Origin of the sequence: Bradyrhizobium sp. URHD0069, from assembly GCF_000701345.1 — a bacterium.
GTDB lineage: Bacteria > Pseudomonadota > Alphaproteobacteria > Rhizobiales > Xanthobacteraceae > Bradyrhizobium.
Genome location: NZ_JNIJ01000025.1, coordinates 47,422 through 66,612, shown reverse-complemented (window position 1 = coordinate 66,612; position 19,191 = coordinate 47,422). Strand labels below are relative to the sequence as shown.

17 protein-coding genes are annotated in these 19,191 nt (G+C 61.6%); 2 read left to right on the top strand and 15 right to left on the bottom strand.

Annotation, left to right across the window (positions count from 1 at the left end; translation table 11 throughout):
• Positions 1 to 4 precede the first annotated feature (4 nt).
• From N554_RS0116660 to N554_RS0116620, 8 genes are all read right to left on the bottom strand, one after another.
• Positions 5 to 853, bottom strand: coding sequence for a phosphatidate cytidylyltransferase (locus tag N554_RS0116660; RefSeq protein WP_029584502.1), 849 nt, complete (start codon positions 851 to 853; stop codon positions 5 to 7).
• Positions 850 to 1,608 carry an isoprenyl transferase gene (locus tag N554_RS0116655; RefSeq protein ID WP_029584501.1) on the bottom strand — a complete coding sequence of 253 codons (759 nt, stop codon included), beginning with the start codon at positions 1,606 to 1,608 and terminating at the stop codon, positions 850 to 852. The genes N554_RS0116660 and N554_RS0116655 overlap by 4 nt, the downstream gene beginning before the upstream one ends.
• A 17-nt stretch (positions 1,609 to 1,625) precedes the next feature.
• Complete coding sequence (gene frr / locus N554_RS0116650) at positions 1,626 to 2,189, bottom strand: ribosome recycling factor (RefSeq protein WP_029584500.1); 564 nt, start codon at positions 2,187 to 2,189, stop codon at positions 1,626 to 1,628.
• A 74-nt stretch (positions 2,190 to 2,263) separates the two neighbouring features.
• The gene (pyrH, locus tag N554_RS0116645) at positions 2,264 to 2,980 is read right to left on the bottom strand and encodes a UMP kinase (RefSeq protein WP_029584499.1); all 717 of its coding nucleotides are present in this window, start codon (positions 2,978 to 2,980) and stop codon (positions 2,264 to 2,266) included.
• Between the two features lie 68 nt (positions 2,981 to 3,048).
• Positions 3,049 to 3,972: a translation elongation factor Ts gene (gene tsf / locus N554_RS0116640; RefSeq protein WP_029584498.1), complete on the bottom strand. Its 924-nt coding sequence runs from the start codon at positions 3,970 to 3,972 to the stop codon at positions 3,049 to 3,051.
• 120 nt (positions 3,973 to 4,092) lie between these two features.
• On the bottom strand, positions 4,093 to 5,091 hold the full coding sequence (locus tag N554_RS0116635) for a 30S ribosomal protein S2 (RefSeq protein WP_029584497.1): 999 nt from the start codon (positions 5,089 to 5,091) through the stop codon (positions 4,093 to 4,095).
• A 364-nt stretch (positions 5,092 to 5,455) separates the two neighbouring features.
• Positions 5,456 to 8,962 carry a DNA polymerase III subunit alpha gene (gene dnaE / locus N554_RS0116630; RefSeq protein WP_029584496.1) on the bottom strand — a complete coding sequence of 1,169 codons (3,507 nt, stop codon included), beginning with the start codon at positions 8,960 to 8,962 and terminating at the stop codon, positions 5,456 to 5,458.
• Between the two features lie 611 nt (positions 8,963 to 9,573).
• Positions 9,574 to 9,762, bottom strand: a complete 189-nt coding sequence (locus N554_RS0116620) for a hypothetical protein (RefSeq protein ID WP_029584495.1) — start codon at positions 9,760 to 9,762, stop codon at positions 9,574 to 9,576.
• A 198-nt stretch (positions 9,763 to 9,960) separates the two neighbouring features.
• Between N554_RS0116620 and N554_RS0116615 the strand changes: the two genes are divergently transcribed.
• The gene (locus N554_RS0116615) at positions 9,961 to 10,239 is read left to right on the top strand and encodes a DUF3551 domain-containing protein (RefSeq protein WP_029584494.1); all 279 of its coding nucleotides are present in this window, start codon (positions 9,961 to 9,963) and stop codon (positions 10,237 to 10,239) included.
• Between the two features lie 141 nt (positions 10,240 to 10,380).
• Complete coding sequence (locus N554_RS0116610) at positions 10,381 to 10,644, top strand: DUF3551 domain-containing protein (RefSeq protein ID WP_029584493.1); 264 nt, start codon at positions 10,381 to 10,383, stop codon at positions 10,642 to 10,644.
• A 24-nt stretch (positions 10,645 to 10,668) separates the two neighbouring features.
• Here N554_RS0116610 and N554_RS0116605 read toward each other — a convergent pair whose 3' ends face one another.
• The 7 genes from N554_RS0116605 to N554_RS0116575 all read right to left on the bottom strand — a co-directional run bounded on the left by N554_RS0116605 (position 10,669) and on the right by N554_RS0116575 (position 19,142).
• Positions 10,669 to 11,367, bottom strand: a complete 699-nt coding sequence (locus N554_RS0116605; protein ID WP_029584492.1) for an ABC transporter ATP-binding protein — start codon at positions 11,365 to 11,367, stop codon at positions 10,669 to 10,671.
• 8 nt (positions 11,368 to 11,375) lie between these two features.
• Entirely contained in the window at positions 11,376 to 12,656 is a 1,281-nt protein-coding gene (locus N554_RS0116600; protein WP_029584491.1) for a lipoprotein-releasing ABC transporter permease subunit, read from the bottom strand.
• Between the two features lie 75 nt (positions 12,657 to 12,731).
• Positions 12,732 to 14,051, bottom strand: coding sequence for a proline--tRNA ligase (gene proS, locus N554_RS0116595; protein WP_029584490.1), 1,320 nt, complete (start codon positions 14,049 to 14,051; stop codon positions 12,732 to 12,734).
• Positions 14,052 to 14,378: 327 nt separating this feature from the next.
• Positions 14,379 to 14,885 (bottom strand): copper chaperone PCu(A)C, encoded by a 507-nt coding sequence (locus N554_RS0116590; RefSeq protein ID WP_029584489.1) that lies wholly within the window; start codon positions 14,883 to 14,885, stop codon positions 14,379 to 14,381.
• A 122-nt stretch (positions 14,886 to 15,007) separates the two neighbouring features.
• The gene (locus N554_RS0116585) at positions 15,008 to 15,508 is read right to left on the bottom strand and encodes a TlpA family protein disulfide reductase (RefSeq protein ID WP_029584488.1); all 501 of its coding nucleotides are present in this window, start codon (positions 15,506 to 15,508) and stop codon (positions 15,008 to 15,010) included.
• Positions 15,505 to 16,749, bottom strand: a complete 1,245-nt coding sequence (locus N554_RS0116580; RefSeq protein WP_051677524.1) for a sialidase family protein — start codon at positions 16,747 to 16,749, stop codon at positions 15,505 to 15,507. Before N554_RS0116580 ends, N554_RS0116585 begins: the two co-directional genes overlap by 4 nt.
• A complete protein-coding gene (locus tag N554_RS0116575; RefSeq protein ID WP_029584486.1) occupies positions 16,746 to 19,142 on the bottom strand; it encodes a TonB-dependent receptor family protein in 2,397 nt (798 codons plus the stop codon). Before N554_RS0116575 ends, N554_RS0116580 begins: the two co-directional genes overlap by 4 nt.
• Between the last annotated feature and the right edge of the window lie 49 nt (positions 19,143 to 19,191).

Below are 19,191 nucleotides of genomic sequence, written 5' to 3'. Positions count from 1 at the left end.
GAATTCACCAAACCATAAGACCGCGGCCGACGCCATCCACGCCGCCGCGCAAAAACCCGAAAATCGCCGCCAGGACCACCGCGGCGACATACCCGTCCAGGCGATCCAATAACCCGCCATGCCCGGGAATGATGTGGCTGGAGTCCTTGACGCCGAAACGCCGCTTCACCGCGGACTCGAAGAGGTCGCCGAGCTGGGAAGCAATCGAGAGAATACCGCCCAGCAGCAACAGCGACCCGGCCTTGCCGAGACCGAGCGCCGCAAATCCCCCGGCGATGACGAGGCTCGCGACGAACCCGCCGATCGCTCCGGCCCATGTCTTCTTGGGACTGACCCGCGGCCAGAGTTTTGGTCCGCCAATTCCGCGGCCTGCGAAATAGCCGCCGATGTCGGTCACCCACACCAGCAGCAGGATCAGGATCAGCGCAACAAATCCCCAGGCCTGGTCGAGCCGCACCAGCACCGAAGCGATCTGTGCCGCGCCGGCATAGCCAAATCCTGTCGCAGTCCATAGGCGCAACTGCGGCGAAAGCGATGCAACGGCGGCCAAGCCAAGAACCAATACAACGAGCGACGCATCGATCCGTCCGAGCGCGAGACACACGCCAGCGATTGCAAGCGCGGCAGTCCCCGACGCGACCACGCGCGTCTGGCGCGCCGAACCCACGATCGTCAGCCATTCGACGTAGAGGCCGATCGCCGCCAGCGTCACCAGAAAGGTCCACAACCATCCGCCGGCATAGGCGATCACAATGGCGAGCGGTGCAAGCACCGCCGCGGCGGTGACGCGCAGCAGGAGATTGCGCGAATCCTGCTCAGCAGGCGCCGCCGGCGCGGCCTCGTCCTCGGTCACGATGCGGTTTTCGCGGCCAGACCGCCGAAACGGCGCTCCCGTCTGGCATATTCGGCGATCGCGCTCTCGAGCGCGGCCTTGTCGAAATCAGGCCAGTGGATCGGCACGAATACCAGTTCGCTATAAGCCGCCTGCCACATCAGGAAATTCGACAGCCGCTGCTCACCGCTGGTGCGAATGATCAGATCCGGATCGGGAATATCCGGTGCGTCGAGGTATCGAGCGAGTTCGTCGGCGTCGATCGACGCGGGGTCACGCTTGCCATCTGCGACCTCGCGCGCCAGCCGCTGCGCCGCGCTGGCGATTTCCTGCCGCGATCCGTAGTTGAACGCCACTACGAGATTGAGCCGCCTGTTGTCCCGCGTGAGGTCTTCGGCCTCTTTCAAAAGCGCGCAGATGTCCGGCTCCAGTCCGTCGCGCTCGCCGATCACGCGCACGCGGACACCGTCGCGATGCAGGGTCGCAAGGTCGTTGCGGATGAAGCGCCGCAGCAGGCCGAACAGGTCACCGATTTCGGTCGCGGGACGCGACCAGTTTTCCGAGCTGAAGGAGAAAATCGTCAGGTAGAGAATGCCGAGTTCGTTTGCCGCGCGAACGACGCGACGCAACGCCTCAACGCCACGGCGATGGCCTTCAGCGCGCGGCAAACCGCGGGCCGCTGCCCAGCGCCCGTTCCCGTCCATGATGATCGCCACATGCAACGGACCGTCGGTTCGATCCGGTCCTTCAGTTGCGGGGGCGGCGGCGTTCGACATTAAAAGAATCCCTGGCACTAGACGGTAAGGATTTCCTTTTCCTTGGCCGCAAGCAACTGATCGATTTCTGAAATCATCGCGTCGGTCGCCTTCTGCACTTCATTGCCCAGACGTTCCTGATCGTCCTCGGAAATCTCGTGATTCTTTTCAAGCTTCTTGACCGTATCGAGGCCATCGCGGCGGACATGCCGGACCGCTACACGGGCCGCTTCGGCATATTTGTGCGCGACTTTAACGAGCTCCTTGCGGCGCTCTTCATTGAGTTCGGGAATTCTCAGGCGAAGCACCTGCCCTTCAGTAGCGGGACTTAGACCGAGATTGGAATCGACGATCGCCTTCTCCACTGCCTTGACCATCGACTTGTCCCATACCTGCACGGAAAGCAGCCGCGGCTCGGGCACGCTGATGGTCGCGAGCTGGTTCAGCGGCATGTGTGTACCGTAGGCATCGACCTGCACCGGCTCCAGCATCGAAGCAGCGGCGCGGCCGGTCCGCAAGCCGCCCAGTTCATGCTTGAGCGCCTGGGTGGCACCTTGCATGCGGCGCTTCAACTCGTTGATGTCGAAATTACCCGTGGGCATAACACTCTCCCCTCCTGAAAACGCTTCGTCGAGGCCGATCCCAATTGTGCGCGGTCCGATGCTTCACAAGCCCGTCAGCCGGCGACAATCGTACCGTGGCCTGTGCCGCGCAGGATTGCACTGATCGAACCCGGCTCGGCGATTGAGAACACGATGATAGGCAGCGACGTCTCCCGGGCAAGCGCGAATGCGGTCGCGTCCATGACCCTGTAGTCGCCCTGAATCGCCTGCGAATGCGTCAAACGGTCAAACCGCTTGGCGGACGGGTCCTTTTTGGGATCGGCGCTGTAGACGCCATCGACATTGGTGGCCTTCAGCACGGCCTGCGCGCCGATTTCGGCCGCCCGCAATACCGCTGTGGTGTCGGTCGTGAAGAACGGATTGCCGGTTCCACCACCGAGCAGCACGATCCGGCCTTCGGCCAGATATTTGTGCACGGAACCGCGGGTGAACAGCTCGCAGATCTGCGGCATCACGAACGCCGACAGCGCGCGTGCAGGCATTCCACGCCGCTCGATCGCCGCCTCGAGCGCGAGGCAGTTCATCACGGTGGCGAGCATGCCCATGGTGTCGCCGGTCGGCCGGGAAACGCCGCGCGACGATACTTCCACGCCACGAACGATGTTTCCGCCGCCGACCACAACTGCGACCTCGGCGCCCAGCTGGCGGGCTGCGATGAGATCGCCGGCGATCCGGTCGACCGTCGGCTGGTCGATGCCGAAGGACTGCGCGCCGGCGAGGTATTCGCCCGAGATCTTGATCACCACGCGACGATAGACCGGCTCAGCCATTGCGAATCGCTTTCCTTAGCCAGCGCGGGCCACTCCCGGCGCTGGCGCCGGAAGCACTCTTCGGACCGCTACTTCCTACCGCTCGCCGCCGCGACTTCGGCTGCGAAATCGGATTCCTGCTTTTCGATTCCCTCGCCCAGAGCATAGCGCACAAAGCCGGTAATCTTCACAGCCGCGCCGATCTTGCCCTCAGCTTCCTTCACCGCCTGGGCAACCGACTTGGCGTTGTCGTGGATGAAAGCCTGCTCCAGCAGGCAGACTTCCTTGTAATAGGTCTTCAGCCCGGACTCGACGATCTTTTCGATCACGTTCTCCGGCTTGCCCTGCTGGCGGTATTTGTCGGCCAGCACTTCCTTCTCGCGCTTCACGATCGTGGGATCGAGCCCGGCCGGGTCCAGCGCCTGCGGATTGGCCGCGGCGACGTGCATGGCGAGCTGGCGGCCAAGATGAGCGAGCTCATCGGCCTCTCCCGTGGATTCCAGCGCCACGATCACGCCCATCTTGCCGGCGCCTTCGATCACGGCGTTGTGCACGTAGCTCGACACGACGCCCTTGGTAACTTCTAGGGAAGCCGCGCGACGCAACGTCATGTTTTCGCCGATGGTCGCGATCGCATCCGCAATCGCGGTCTCGACCGTGACGCTGCCGACTTTGGCGGCCTTGATCTTCTCGATGTCGGCGCCGACTTTCAGCGCGACTTGCGCGACCATTTTGACCAGTCCCTGGAACTGCTCGTTGCGCGCGACGAAGTCCGTTTCGGAATTGACCTCGACCAAGACGCCCTTGAGGCCCGCCGTGTGCGCGCCGATCAGGCCCTCCGCGGCAACGCGGCCGGCTTTCTTCGCAGCCTTCGAGAGGCCCTTTTTGCGCAGCCAATCGATTGCCGCCTGCATGTCGCCTTGGTTTTCGGCGAGCGCCTGCTTGCAGTCCATCATGCCAACGCCGGTCGTTTCGCGCAGGTCCTTGACCATCGCCGCTGTGATTGTTGCCATCGTTGCGTATCCTTGCCTGTCAGGGCGGCCGCGACGAGGCCTAAAGCCCTCGCCGCCGTCCACCACCAGGATTTACGTAAATTGGAAGCTGATGGCCGGTGTTCCGGCCAACGATTCGCGTTATTCCGCTTCCGCGGTCATCGCCTTGGCCTGGGCGACCCAGCCATCGGCGCGGCTCGGAAGTCCGACCTCTTCGCCGATCTTGTGCGCGGTGTCGTGATCGAGTTCGGCAAGCTGCCAGTAATGGAAGATGCCGAGGTCGTTGAACTTCTTCTCGATCGCGCCGGACACGCCAGTGAGCTTCTTGAGATCGTCAGCCGCACCACGTGGTCCGGCCAGGCCCTGGAAGCCCGCGGGCTGCGGGGCGACCGGGATTTCCTCACGGATCGGTTGCGCGGAAGCGCCGATATCGATGCCCGAATCGCCCTGTGCGCGCGAAATGCCGTCGATGACGGCGCGTGCGATCAGGTCGCAATACAGCGTGATGGCGCGGCCGGCGTCATCATTGCCCGGCACCACATAGGTGATGCCCTTGGGGTCGGAATTGGTATCGACGATCGCGGCAACCGGAATATTCAGGCGCTGCGCTTCCTGGATCGCGATGTCTTCCTTGTTGGTGTCGATCACGAAGATGAGGTCGGGCAGACCGCCCATGTCCTTGATGCCGCCCAGCGAACGATCGAGCTTGTCGCGCTCGCGCTGCAGCGTCAGCCGCTCTTTCTTGGTGTAGGCGTTGGCGTCGCCGGAATTGAGCACTTCATCGAGGTGCCGCAGCCGCTTGATCGAGCCGGAAATCGTCTTCCAGTTGGTCAGCGTGCCGCCGAGCCAGCGCGAATTGACGAAGTACTGCGCCGAGCGCTTGGCAGCCTCGGCCACGCCGTCCTGCGCCTGTCGCTTGGTGCCGACGAAGAGGATACGGCCGCCCTTGGCGACGGTATCGCTGACCGCCTGTAGCGCGCGGTGAAGCAGCGGCACGGTCTGGGCGAGGTCGATGATGTGAATGTTGTTGCGGGCACCGAAAATGTAATCCGCCATTTTCGGATTCCAACGGTGCGATTGGTGGCCAAAGTGAACGCCAGCTTCAAGCAGCTGACGCATAGAAAATTCGGGAAGCGCCATAGTCAAGATTCTCCGGTTGGTTCCTCCGGAAACGTGTGAGCAAGCGAGCCTTCTCGGCCCGGCTGCCACCGGACGGCCTTTTGAGCCATGTTTCCGTGTGAGATGGCGCGGTATATAGCGGGATTTCGGCGAGAAGCAAGGAAATACGGGCGATTTTGGCGCGTAGCTCGCGAATACGCCGCCCTCGCCGGCCGGTGGCCTCGGGAGCCCAATATGCCCCGAAGCACCGAAATGCCCCTGTTTCAGGACGTAACCGCCGGCCTCCGTCCAAACGTCTTGTTACCGGCGGCCATCGTCCGCCCTCGCCTGGCTGCGGTCGCCGTCTATCCGCCGGGCGATCCGCCCTCATGATCGCGCCTGGCGCCTAAAGCGTCTGCACGTCCACCACGCCCGTCACAGCCTTGATCGCGCCCGCGATCTGCGGCGAGACCTTAAAACGGCCCGGCAGCTTCATCTCCACCTCGGTTTCGAGGTCGAGCATCATCACCAGCGACACGTCGCCGTCGGCTCCCGCAACCGGAACGGGCTTTGTCTGAGGACTTCGGGCCGGACTACCCTGCTGTGTCAACTCAGGCATCGATAGCCGCTTGGCGATGGACTCGAGCGGTTTGGTGTCGCGGACAAAGATCCGCAGGCCTTTTTGGGTTTTGGCGGCGGCGTCATCGAGCGGCTCGGCGTGCAGCACCCGCGCGCGGACGTCCTCGCCCTGCAGTTCGGCGCCGAGCTGCAGCAACACGGCAGCGCCGGGCTCCAGCACCTCGCGATATTGCGCGAGGCCTTCGGAGAACAGCACGGCCTCGAAATGGCCGGTCGGATCGGACAGGCCCATGATACCCATCTTGTTGCCGGTCTTGGTACGGCGTTCCATCCGCGACACGACGGTCGCAGCCACCTTGCCCGCGGTCGCACCGGTTTTAACGGCGCGGGAAAACTCCGCCCAGGTCTGCACCCGCAAGCGTTTCAGCACGGTGGCGTAGTCGTCGAGCGGATGACCGGACAGGAAAAATCCGATCGCGTCATATTCGCGCCGCAGCCGCTCGGCCGGCAGCCATGGCTCGACCTGCGGCAGCATGATGGTCGGCGCGTCGGCCGCGCCGCCGAACATGTCGTTCTGCCCCATGGTCGCGGCCTCGTGGCCGCGCTGGCATGCTGCGAGGACCGCCTCGGCGCCGGCGAACACCCGTGCGCGATTGGAATCGAGTGCGTCAAAGGCGCCGGCAGCCGCAAGGCTCTCGATCACGCGCTTGTTGATCGCGCGCGGACTAACCCGGGCTGCAAAATCGGCCAGCGAGGTGAATAACCCGTCGCGCCGCGTTTCCACAATCAGTTCGACCGCCTGCGATCCGACGCCCTTCAGCGCGGCAAGGGCGTAGTAGATGGTGCCGTCACTGACTTCGAAGGTGGCGGCGGAACGGTTGATCGAGGGGGCCTCGAGCTTGATCCCGAGCCGCTGCGCCTCGGCGCGAAATTCCGACAGCTTGTCGGTGTTGTTGAGGTCGAGCGTCATCGACGCCGCCAGGAATTCAACCGGATAATGCACCTTCATGTAGGCGGTTTGGTACGACAGCAGCGCGTAGGCCGCGGCATGGCTCTTGTTGAAGCCGTAGTCGGCGAACTTTGCCAGCAGCTCGAAAATCGTGTCCGCCTGCCCGCGCGCAATGCCGCGCTCGACCGCGCCGGAGACAAAGCGCTCGCGCTGTTGCTCCATCTCTTTGCGGATCTTCTTGCCCATCGCCCGGCGCAGCAGATCGGCTTCGCCGAGCGAATAGCCGGCCATCACCTGCGCGATCTGCATCACCTGTTCCTGATAGATGATGACGCCAAACGTTTCCTTCAGGATCGGCTCGAGCATGGGGTGCAGATATTCTGGCTCTTCGTCGCCATGCTTGCGAGCGCAATAGGTCGGAATGTTCGCCATCGGACCGGGACGATAGAGCGCCACCAGCGCGATAATATCCTCGAAACGGTCGGGCCGCATGTCGACCAGCGCCCGCCGCATGCCCTGACTTTCGACCTGGAACACGCCGACCACATCGCCCTTCGCCAGCATCGCGTAGCTTGGCGCATCATCGAGCGGAAGGCGCGCCAGGTTGAGATCGATGCCGCGCCGCTTCAATAGCTTCACCGCGAGATCGAGCACCGTGAGCGTCTTCAGGCCGAGGAAGTCGAATTTGACCAGGCCCGCAGGCTCGACCCATTTCATGTTGAACTGGGTCACCGGCATATCGGATTTCGGGTCACGATAAAGCGGCACCAGTTCGCTCAAGGGCCGGTCGCCGATCACGATGCCCGCGGCGTGGGTGGACGCGTGGCGGGTCAGGCCCTCAAGGCGTTGCGCAATATCGAAAGCGCGGGCCACCACCGGGTCTTCTTCGCGAAACGCCTGCAGCTTCGGCTCGCTCGCGATCGCGGCTGCCAGCGTCACCGGTGCCGCGGGATTTTGCGGCACCAGTTTGGTCAGCTTGTCGACCTGCCCATAGGGCATCTGCAGCACGCGCCCGACGTCGCGCAGCACGCCGCGCGCCTGCAGCGTACCGAAGGTGATGATCTGCGCGACCTGATCGCGGCCGTAGCGCTGCTGCACATAGCGGATCACCTGGTCGCGTCCGTCCTGGCAGAAATCGATGTCGAAGTCCGGCATCGACACGCGCTCCGGATTGAGAAAGCGCTCGAACAGCAGGCCGAACTGGATCGGATCGAGATCGGTGATGGTCAGCGCATAGGCCACCAGCGATCCCGCGCCGGAGCCGCGGCCCGGCCCGACCGGAATGCCTTCCGCCTTGGCCCATTTGATGAAATCCGCAACGATCAGGAAATAGCCCGCATAGTTCATGCGGGTGATGACATCGAGCTCGAAGGCAAGTCTTGCGCGATAGTCTTCCTCGGAGGTTCCTTGCGAAAGGCCGTGGACCTTGAGCCGGTTGCTCAGGCCCTCCTCCGCCTGACGGTGCAATTCCGCCGCCTCATCGCTTTGCGCATCCGCCGCGTTGGCGCCGGCGCCGACCGTGAACCGCGGCAGGATCGGCTTGCGCGTGGTCGGCCGGAACGAGCAGCGCTCGGCAATCTCGATGGTGGAGGCCAGCGCCTCCGGCACGTCGGCGAACAGCACCGCCATTTCCGCGCGGGTCTTGAAGCGGTGATCCGGGGTCAGTTGATCGCGGTCAGTCTCGGCGATCAGGCGTCCGCCGGCGATGCAGAGCAGCGCATCGTGGGCTTCGTAGTCGTCTGTAGCCGCGAAATAGGGCTCGTTGGTCGCGACCAGTGGAAACCCCTTCACATAGGCCAGATCAATCAGCGCGGCTTCGACGCGGCGCTCCTTCTCGATGCCGTGGCGCTGCAACTCGATATAGAGCCGGTCGCCGAACAGGCTCGCCAGCCGGTCGCAGCGCGTCGCCGCGAGACCGGCATGATCGGCATTGAGCGCAAGCGAGATCGGTCCGTCGGGACCGCCGGTTAGCACGATCAGGTCCTCGGCGTCGTCCTGCAGCCATTCGAACTTGACGTGGGGAGACTGATGCACCGGCGTCTCCAGAAACGCCCGCGAGTTCAGCCGCATCAGGCTGCGATAGCCGCGCTCGCGCGCCGCCAGCAGCACGATCCGCGACGGCCCCGCGGCCAGCGCATTGCGCGCGTTTGGATCCTGGTCGCCGAAATCGACCGCAAGCTCGCAGCCGATGATCGGCTGGATGCCGTAGCCGGCCATCTTGTCGGAAAATTCCAGCGCCCCGAACATGTTGTCGGTGTCGGTCAGCGCCAGCGCCGGCTGGCGGTCCGCCTTGGCGAGTTCGCCGAGCTTCTGGATCTTGATCGACCCCTTCAGCAGCGAATAGGCCGAATGGACGTGGAGATGGACAAATCCGGCATTGGACACGTTTGCCGACGGCTTTTGGGTCATGGACTTGAGCGATCGCTGGGCTTGAGGGAGGGAAAGCCGCCCTCAAGGGCCGACTCGCCCCCAATGTTGCTGCCTTGGATTTGGGGAGTCCATGCGGAACGCGCCATTGTCGCCCGCCATCCTGCTTTTCCCCAAGGCGGCTCACCAAGGCGGCTCACCAAGGCGGCGCTCCGTCCGCCCCACCGCCCCAAAACTGCGTCAGAGCTGCGGGATCAACTGCGCCCAGACTGCAATCATCCCGACGAACAGCGTGATCGACGCCAGCGCCGCCGCTTCTTCCACGAATATCTTCAACATGATCGTCTCCTCATGCTAGAACATAAGAAGAACATTGTTCCGCTTTTGTTCCTTGGAGTCAAGGCCGGGTTAGTGGGTCAGTTTGGCGAACGACCCACTAAAATACCCCTTGGTTAACCCGGGGGCGGGTCGGGCCAGCAAAGTCTAAGCCGGGACTTGGCGCGTCTAGACTCGCCGTTGGCAAGAATCGGCGGACAAACTTGCGGGCTGGATGGTGGTGCGTCTTTCTACAACCAGCGCCTGGCGCACCAACGGATATGATCATTGGCGCGGTGTTATTGCCTATCCCGTCATTTTCCTAGCGCCAGCCGCATCTGGCCCGCGTCCGTGAGCGCCGGCCTGCCCAAAACGTCCTGGATGTAGCCGAGTTCGAGCAGCCGATTGCGAATGTGGTTTGGCATGGTGCGCTTCTTACCGTCCCTGATTTCCTCAAGGGCGCGGAATTCGTCGGCGGTCAGATATTCGTCAAGGCGCGCCATTCATCAATTATGCGCCTAGAACCGCCCGTTTGCCACTATGGAACTCTTCTTTGACCGGTTCCCGCCGACACATTTACTCACGTAGATAGAGCTTCGGGATCCGCGCCCCTGAATGTGAGTTGACGAGCGTTTGCTGGTCCGGCTTGGGTAGCGCTCAAGGAATCGACGAAGGAACGGCCGCGGCCGAAGAGAGGTTTCATGCGCAACATAATACTGGCTTTGCTGGCCGCTGGCGGGCTCGCTGTCATTGGCGCCGCACCGGCCGAAGCCGTCGGCAGCCGCTATCCCTTCTGCATTCAGGGCAATGACCATCCAGGTCTCAGCAACTGCACCTTCATGAGCTATGAGCAGTGTCAGGCCAGCGCTTCGGGGCGGTTTCTCTACTGCATCGAGAATCCCTTTTACGATCCCGGCATTCCCGACCCGCGCGCCTATCGCGGCCGCAATCGCGTACGTTCGGTCTATCCCTCCTACTGAAATTTGGCGCGACGCCCCCATCGCAGAATAATGCCAGGCGACCGCCTCCGGGCGATTGACCTGTTGCGCCGCCAACCCCTATTTCAACGCCACGGCAGAGTTGCAGCCTGATCGCAGCCGCCAATTCAAACGGAGATTCTGATGCGTATTCTGGCTTTGGCGATTTTGGCAATCGGAACAGTTTCGGCAGCCGGGCCGGCGGCGGCCCAAACATACGCCCCGGGTTATCCGGTTTGCCTGCACGTGTACGGACCGGCCACCTATTACGACTGCCGCTATACATCGTTGCCTCAGTGCAACGCCTCGGCATCGGGCCGCTCGGCGCAATGCGTGGTCAATCCCTATGTCGCGAACGCGGAAGTGACGCCGGGGCGAGCCTACCGTCGGCATCGCCAAGTTTATTGAGCATCACTTCAAACCGAAACTGCTCTAATCCAATTCAACAACCTTGCCGTCGACCAGCGATACCCGACGATCCATCCGGCCCGCCAGCTCCATGTTGTGGGTTGCGATCAGCATCGCCACCCGGGTCGCCTTGACCAGCTGCATCAGCGCATGGAACACGTGATCGGCGGTGTTCGGATCGAGATTGCCGGTCGGCTCGTCCGCGAACAGGACGCGCGGTGCGTTGGCGACGGCGCGCGCGATTGCCACGCGTTGCTGCTCGCCGCCGGACAGTTCGGCCGGCCTATGCGTGATGCGATCGCCTAACCCCAGATAGGCCAGGATTTCAGAAGCGCGTTTGACGGTTTCCGCGCGCTTCAGGCCCCGGATCATCTGCGGCAGCATGACATTCTCGAGCGCGGAGAATTCCGGCAGCAGCCGGTGGGATTGATAGACGAAGCCGATATCGGTGCGCCGGATCTGGGTACGCGCGACGTCGGACAGTCCCGAAGTCGGCGCGCCGCCGACATAGACTTCGCCGCTATCGGGGCTTTCGAGCAGGCCCGCGATATGCAGCAGCGTCGATTTACCCGCGCCCGACGGCGCCACCAGCGCGACCGACTGTCCCGCCCACAGCGCGAGCTTGGCGCCATCAAGGATCGTCAGTGTCGCCGTTCCCTGAGTGTACTGGCGTTTTATCTCGTGGAGATAAACGACCGGTACATCTTCCGTCCCCTGCTCCATCTTCGTCCTCACTCGTACCGCAGCGCTTCGACAGGGTCGAGGCGGGCAGCACGCCAGGATGGATACAGCGTGGCGAGGAATGACAGCGTCAGCGCCATGATCACGACGGCCGTGGTCTCGCCGAAATCGACCTCGGCCGGCAACTTGGAAAGAAAGTAAAGCTCCGGCGGAAACAGTTCGGTGTTGGTGAGCCAGGACAGGAATTGCCGGATCGATTCGATGTTCATGCAGATCGTGAGACCGACGAAAACTCCGGTCAGCGTGCCGACCACCCCGATCGCGGCCCCCGTGATCAGGAATATCCGCATGATCGAGCCTTGCGAGGCGCCCATGGTGCGCAGGATCGCGATGTCGCTGCCCTTGTCCTTCACCAGCATGATCAGGCCCGAGACGATATTCAGCGCCGCAACGAGGACGATCATCGTCAGGATCAGGAACATCACGTTGCGCTCGACCTGAAGCGCGTTGAAGAAGGTCGAATTGCGTTGCCGCCAGTCCACCAGGAATACCGGCCGCCCGGCCGCTTCCGTCACGGTCTTGCGGAAGGCGTCGATCCTGTCGGGATTGACGGTAAACACCTCGATCGCGGTGACGTCATTGGAGCGATTGAAATAGGCCTGCGCTTCCGGAAGCGGCATGAACACGAAGCTCGCGTCATATTCCGACATGCCTATCTCGAATACCGCCGCGATCTTGTACGGCTTGATGCGCGGCGTCGTCCCCATCGGGGTCACCGCACCCTTTGGCGCCACCAGCGTGATGCTGTCGCCGGCGTGCAGCGACAGTTGATCGGCGAGCCGGCGGCCGATGGCGACGCCCTGCCCTTCATCGAACCCCTCGAGCGAGCCTTGTTTGATGTTCTTGGCGATCGAGGTCAGGTTATTGAGATCGTCAGCGCGAATGCCGCGCACGAACACACCCGATGCATTGAACGGCGAAGACGCCAGCGCCTGGCCGTCCACGACCGGCGCGGCCAGGCGTACGCCCGCGACCTGATTGATGCGTTCGGCAACATCCTTCCAGTCCGTCAGCGGCGATTCCAGCGGCTGCACCAAAAGATGTCCATTGAGGCCGAGAATCTTGTCCAGCAACTCTTTCCGAAAGCCGTTCATCACGGCCATCACGATGATCAGCGTGGCGACGCCGAGCATGATCCCCAAGAAGGAGAATCCAGCGATGACAGAGATAAAGCCTTCCTTGCGACGTGCCCGCAAATAACGCCCGGACAGCAGCCATTCGAAAGGCGCGAAAGCTGGGGTTCGAACTGGCTCGCTCATGTCTTCATCTATAGTTCGATTTTCACACGATTCGGGCTAATTGTAGCCGCAACGGCTGATATCCCGGCACAGCCGGTGGATAATTCATTACGAGGTCAGCCGCGCCGCGACATCTGCCGGACTTAGATTCTCCCGCGTCCCGTCGCTGCGCCGCTTGAGCTCGAGCTTGCCTTCGGCAAGGCCCTTCGGGCCCACCAGTATCTGCCAAGGGATGCCGATCAGGTCGGCGGCGGCGAACTTGGCGCCGGCGCGCTGGTCGGTGTCGTCGTACAGCACCTCGACGCCCTTTGCCGTCAGTTCACGATAAAGCCGTTCGCATGCAGCATCCGTGTCGTCGGCACCCTGCTTCAGATTAAGGATCGCTGCCTTGAACGGGGCGACGGCTTCCGGCCATTTGATGCCGGCATCATCATGGCAGGCCTCGATGATTGCGCCTACCAGACGCGACACGCCGACGCCGTAGGAGCCGCCGTGGATCGGTACCTCTGCGCCATCGGGGCCCGCGACCATGGCTTTCATCGACTCCGAATATTTCGTGCCGAAGTAAAAGATCTGGCCGACTTCGATGCCTCTCGTATGCACCTTCTTCTCAGCGGGCACCTCGCGATCAAAGCGCGCGGCGTCGTGGACGTCTTCGGTCGCGGCATAGACCGAGGTCCATTGCTTGATGATCGACGTGAGATCGGCATCGTAGTCAATCTCCTCGCCGGGCACCGGCAGATTGAGCACGTCGCGATCGCAATAAACAGCGGACTCGCCGGTCTCGGCGAGCACAATGAATTCATGGCTGAGATCGCCGCCGATCGGCCCGGTTTCGGCGCGCATCGGGATCGCTTGCAATCCCATCCGCGCGAAGGTCCGCAGGTACGCGACGAACATCTTGTTATAGGAGCGGCGCGCAGCCGCCTCGTCGGTGTCGAACGAATAGGCATCCTTCATCAGGAATTCGCGGCCGCGCATCACGCCGAAGCGCGGACGCTGCTCGTCGCGGAATTTCCATTGGATGTGGTAGAGATTGAGCGGCAGGCTCTTGTACGATTTGACGTAAGAGCGGAAAATCTCGGTGATCATTTCCTCATTGGTTGGCCCGTACAGCAATTCGCGCTTGTGCCGGTCGGTAATGCGCAGCATTTCCGGACCGTAGGCATCGTAGCGGCCGCTTTCGCGCCACAGTTCCGCAAGCTGCAACGTCGGCATCAGCAGTTCGAGCGCGCCGGCGCGGTTCTGCTCCTCGCGGACGATCTGCTCGATCTTTTTCAACACCCGCAGACCCAGCGGCAGCCAGGCATAGATGCCCGCCGCCTCCTGCCGGATCATGCCCGCGCGCAGCATCAGCCGATGCGATACGATCTCGGCCTCTTTCGGATTTTCCTTGAGGATGGGCAGAAAAAACCGCGACAATCGCATGGGTACACTCAAAGAATCGGTCGGACACGGGAAGCCAGCAGTGAAACCGGATTGGATGTGAAAATACAAGGGCGGGTTCAACAAAAGCCGCTAAAGCAGCGGATTTCCTGCCCTTTTTTCCCGTGATCTAGACCCGACGATTAAGGCCTGAATGGGTCGCAAGCCGCGGCTGATGAACGAACTCCAGTGGCTTGTTGGTGCGCCGGTACGTCGAATTCGTCTTCCACCGTGATTTTCTGGAAGTCGGTCACCAAGGCCTCCACGCGCATGTGCCCGCGGCCGGCGAACGGTATGGAGACGTCCCCCGACCTCTGGATATTATCGGCCTTACATCTTCTTCATGCCGGAGTGATCGTGACCGCCAGCGCTCGCCGGGGCTTGCGCGCCGACGCCCTGCACATCCAATGAGAGCTTCACCTTGCCGGCCTTTTCGAACTCCAGCGTCACCGGCACCTTGTCGCCCTGCTTCAGCGGGGTCTTGAGATCGAGCAGCATCAGATGATAGCCGCCCGGCGCAAGCTTTACGGTCTTGCCGGCTTCGATGGGAAGACCTTTATCGAGCTGACGCATCGTCATCACGCCATCGTTCATGGACATCTCATGCACCTCGACCTTGCCGGCGACATCGCCGGAGCCGCCGATCAGCCGGTCCGGCGCTGAGCCCTTGTTCTCGATGGTCAGATACCCGCCGGCGATTTTGGCGCCGCCCGGCGTGGCACGGCTCCAGGCTTGCGTGATCACTAGATTGCCGGCCTTGACCTCCTCGGCGCATGCCGGGGCGGTGAAAGTAACGACAAGAAGGGCGTAAGCGAAGAATCGCAGAATGGGTGTCATGTTCATGTCTTTCGAGTTGTGCCAGCATTGCATCCGTGAGGCAAACTATCCCGCGCCGTCGCCTCAATCGAAGATCGCAGCGTCACAACGATCTCGGCGCCGACAGGTGAACTGCTTCGTCTTCATCGCGTTGCGGCGGGCTGCTGATCAGACCACTTCTCCAGGTCGGTGATTTCGGCCGAACCCTCAATTGTCGTGATCGTTCCTTCTCGCGAGATCAACATCGTGCGCGGGATATCGCCTTGCCAACTTGGGTCGACTTCGAATCTTAACCGCTCGACAAAACCATCGCTGAAAATCCAGTTTTCGGCGGACGAGAGGCCGGATTTTTCAAGCATTGATTGGGTGGCAGCCGACAGGTTCGGAACGAGGTCTGCGCTGATCGTCACCACGTCGATCGAAGGATGATCTTTCATGAATTCCCCGAGCAGAGGTAGCTCGACCTTGCACGGACCGCAGGTCACTCCCCAAAAATGCACGATCGTGGGACGGCCGGCGTGCGCACGCAGGACGTCTTGCCAACTGCCACGCCCGAACGGTTTAAGCTGCGGCGGCGCTTCCGAAGCCGGCGCCGAAAGGAGAAACGCGACCAGGAATACTCCTGCAAGCAACTGGCGCTTCATGGCTCATCCTCAATCGGCTGAATGTGATACCCGTCAGCCTTGGTCATCCAGGAAAGAAAGACTCTTTGCCCGTCGCTGACAAGCAACGGGTGATCGGAGGTGTCTGCTGTCTTGGCAACGGCCTTTGCCTTCGACCATGTTACGCCGTCATCATGGGACGTCATCAGATTGACGGTCGTTTGCTCGCCGTCGAACTCCTTCCAGACGATCGCCGTACCATGTGGGCCCGCAAGGACGTATGGTCGCGACGGACTGCGGTCCGATTGGCCAATTGGAAGCGGATCGGAAAACGTCCTGCCCCCGTCTTGCGAGCGGGCATAAAACAGGCCCTTGCGAACCGTGCCGTTGGTGTACCACGTCACATGATAGGTTCCCGCGGTCGAGATCGACAGACTTGGCCCGTGGTGCGGACATGCGGCAATCTGCCAGTCATCCTGGCTGACACGGTGGACCTCGCCGGGCGTCGCCGGATTGGCAAACGTCACTATCGCGTGATCCCGAACACCACCTTCAAAAATGTTCCGGAATACAATGACCGGGCGGCCGGGCCCGGCAAATGCCAGCCCGAGTCGGCAGCATTCGCAGGTATTGTCCTGAGCCAACCGCGATTCAGAATAGGTCGCGCCGCCGTCGTTCGACGACGCAAAGAACAACCCGGCGCCTTCGTATTTCTGACCGCGCTGCTGCGCTGGAACACGGTTGCGCTTGTCGAGCCAAGCTGCAAACACCGAGCCATCGGCATCAAGGGCTAGCGCCTCAAAACGCTGGCTCTCGCTGCTCGGTGTGATCGGCCGCAACTCGGAAAAACTCTGTCCTCCGTCGGCCGATCGCGTGTAGAGCACCTGACCGTTAAACGCCTTGTCCCTGAAGATCGAGAAGGCCAAAGCGATGCCGCCGGTGCGGTCGACCACAATCTTGGGGCGCGCATCCGGTCCCCAATCCAGGTTGAGGCGCTCTTTGGTGACGAGAACCGGCGCTGAAAAGCTGTGGCCACGATCCTTCGAACTCGCGACGGAAATCTGCCCGCCTGCAATCCAGACTAACCAGAGCGTTCCGTCTGGGCCGAACGCAGGGGTGACCTTCGACGCGCAACGCAAGATCGGTTCGTCGCACGCTGCTTCCGAGGCGTGCTGATGATTCATTTGTCCGTATGCAGCGGTTTGCCAAAGGAAAAACGCTAACGTCGCGAGTAGCTTTCCTCGACGCCTCGCCTTGCGGCCTTTATCTGACAGTTCGATCATTTGAACGCCACTTTCATTCCAGCGACAAAAGCTCGGGGCGACCCGGCATAGATCGAACCGGTCGTGTTCGCCAGGATGCTCGCGGGATTTTGAACGCCGAGAGCGGTGACCGAATTCCCGATGTTGTTCGCGGAAGCAACATATGTCCGGTCGAACACGTTTCTCACCTCCAGATAAAGGCTCAATGACCTGAGGTAGTCCGACGCCAAATTGGTCTTGTAGTGCACATTGAGATTGACCAGTTCGTAGCCGGGCGCCTTCAGCAGATTGGCGTTGTCCATGTAGAACGAGTCCTTCCACTGGACCTCGACGAACGCACCGAGCCCTGCCAGCGGTCCCGAGAACTCGTCATAACCAAGCCGTGCCGTCAGTTCGTTCGGCGAGATACCGGGAATCTTGTTTCCTGCCCGGTTGAAGCTGAAGACCGCGCCGTTGGTGATGTTCTCCGTGTATTCGGTGTAAACCTCATCGAGATAGGTATAAGCCGCCAAGACCCGCCAACCGGGATGGAACTTCCAGTCCGCGGCAAGCTCCACCCCGCGATGCTCCGATCTCGGCGCATTGAACGTGAAGCTCGCATTCGGTGTGTTGGCCGGGGTTGCCTGAGTGACCAGTTCGTCTTTGAAGAATTCATAGAAGCCGGTCACACTCAGCTTGAGCGCGTTGTTCGGCGTCCAGTCGAAGCCGAGGTCATAACCGAGGTTCTTTTGCGTCTTTAGCTGCGTATTGTTGCCGTTCTGACCGTCGGAGAGAACAAAGAGGTTTCCGACCTGCGGCGTCCCATACCCGGTGGCGACGCGGCCGCGAAATTGCCACTCGTTGTTCAGTCTGTAGAGCAACGCCAGTTCGGGGGCGGTATTCTGAAATTGCCGGTCGGCGGTCGTTGGCGGACGGATCGTCGCCGTCGGAACATTAGGTGTGTTGTAATTGTAGACGGTATTGATCCCCTTTAGATGCGTCGTTTCCCATCCAATGCCTGCAACCGCCGTCAGGTTCGGATTCAGCTTCAGCTCTTGCCGCGCATGAACCCCATAGTTCGAAGTGTCACTGAATGTGTTGCTCTGAAGCAGGCCCAGTCTGGCATTGCCGCCCGGCATTACGTTACGCGTATCGCTCGATGCAACCAGCGTGTTGTAGAAGCCGCCGAAATACGTCGTCGACTCCATGCCAAGGATTTCGCCACGCCTGGTCACGTCGCTCATGTAATTGTAGGAAGGGAAATCGCCGATCGCGCTGGTCGTTCCGGTTGGCTGACTGATATTGCGATCATCGAAGACGAACTGGTTGCGCCAAGTCGTCTGATTGTCGAAATCGTGTTCCCAGCGGCCGCCGACGATAGTCCGGCGGTCATCCCGTCCAAGGCCGGCCTGCACCGCGGTGACGGAACTCCTCGCACCATTGAAGCCGTTGTTAAACAGGAGGACTGATCCGCACCCGGCAACCCCCGCAGCATCGCATCCCGCCTGGAAGGGATTTCGGTTGTACTGGTTGAGCGACAGCCGGATTGGCAGCCGCGCGCTCAGATCGTTGTTGATGAACTTGACCGTGAAGCGATCGTCGGGAGTTGCCTGCAGGGTCCCGAGAAAATTGACCGTCTGCGTGTTGAACCAGCTATTGTCGATGAAGCCATCGCCTCGCGCGTCGCTCGCAAACAGCGAGGCCTCGAAGTTGCCGACCTTCTTGCCGGCAGCCAGATAGTTGTTGAGATAGCCGAAACTCCCGCCATCGACCCCATATTCCACCCCGTCGATAGTGCCGCCCGGCCGTGTCCGGAAATTGAGCGCGCCGCCGGTCGCGTAGTTGCCATAGAGCGCCGACGACGGCCCCCTGATGACATCGATGGCGGCGTAGGCGCGTGGGTCGATAAGGTCGCTGCGCGAAAGGCCATCCGGCTGCGTGACCGGGAAGCCGTCGTCAAAGATCACGATATTCCGGATGCCAAAAGCGTTGCGGGCGTTGGAACCTCGGATAGAGATGCCAAGATCGCGTGGCCCGTTGCCCTGTTTCACAGAGACCCCGGGGCTATCGCGCAAGACGTCGCCGACTGAAAACGCGGGCCTGTACTCGAATTGGCTTCGATCGATGGTCGTCTCCGTCTGTCCCGTTGGTGTCTGATACAGTTTGGCAACCGCGGCGCTCGCCGTAAGGTTCGTGTTCGAAACCGATACCGGGGTCGGAGCGGTCGCAACCGGCCTCGTCTGCTGCCGGGCGGAGGAGGAACGAACTCTTGGCTTCTGCGCGGCGGGTCGGGCCCGAAGCTCAGGAGGCGCGTCAATGGTGACCGGCGGCAGCGACCGATCCGCCGTCTGGGCCTTTGTCATAGAAGGGATTGCGCAAAGCGCGCTGCAAAGCACGAGCGTGCTGGTGCTACTTAAAGCACGATAACGAAACACCTGAAAATCCTGACACTGGCGCTGTGGCCAGTCTGCTCAACGGCACTAT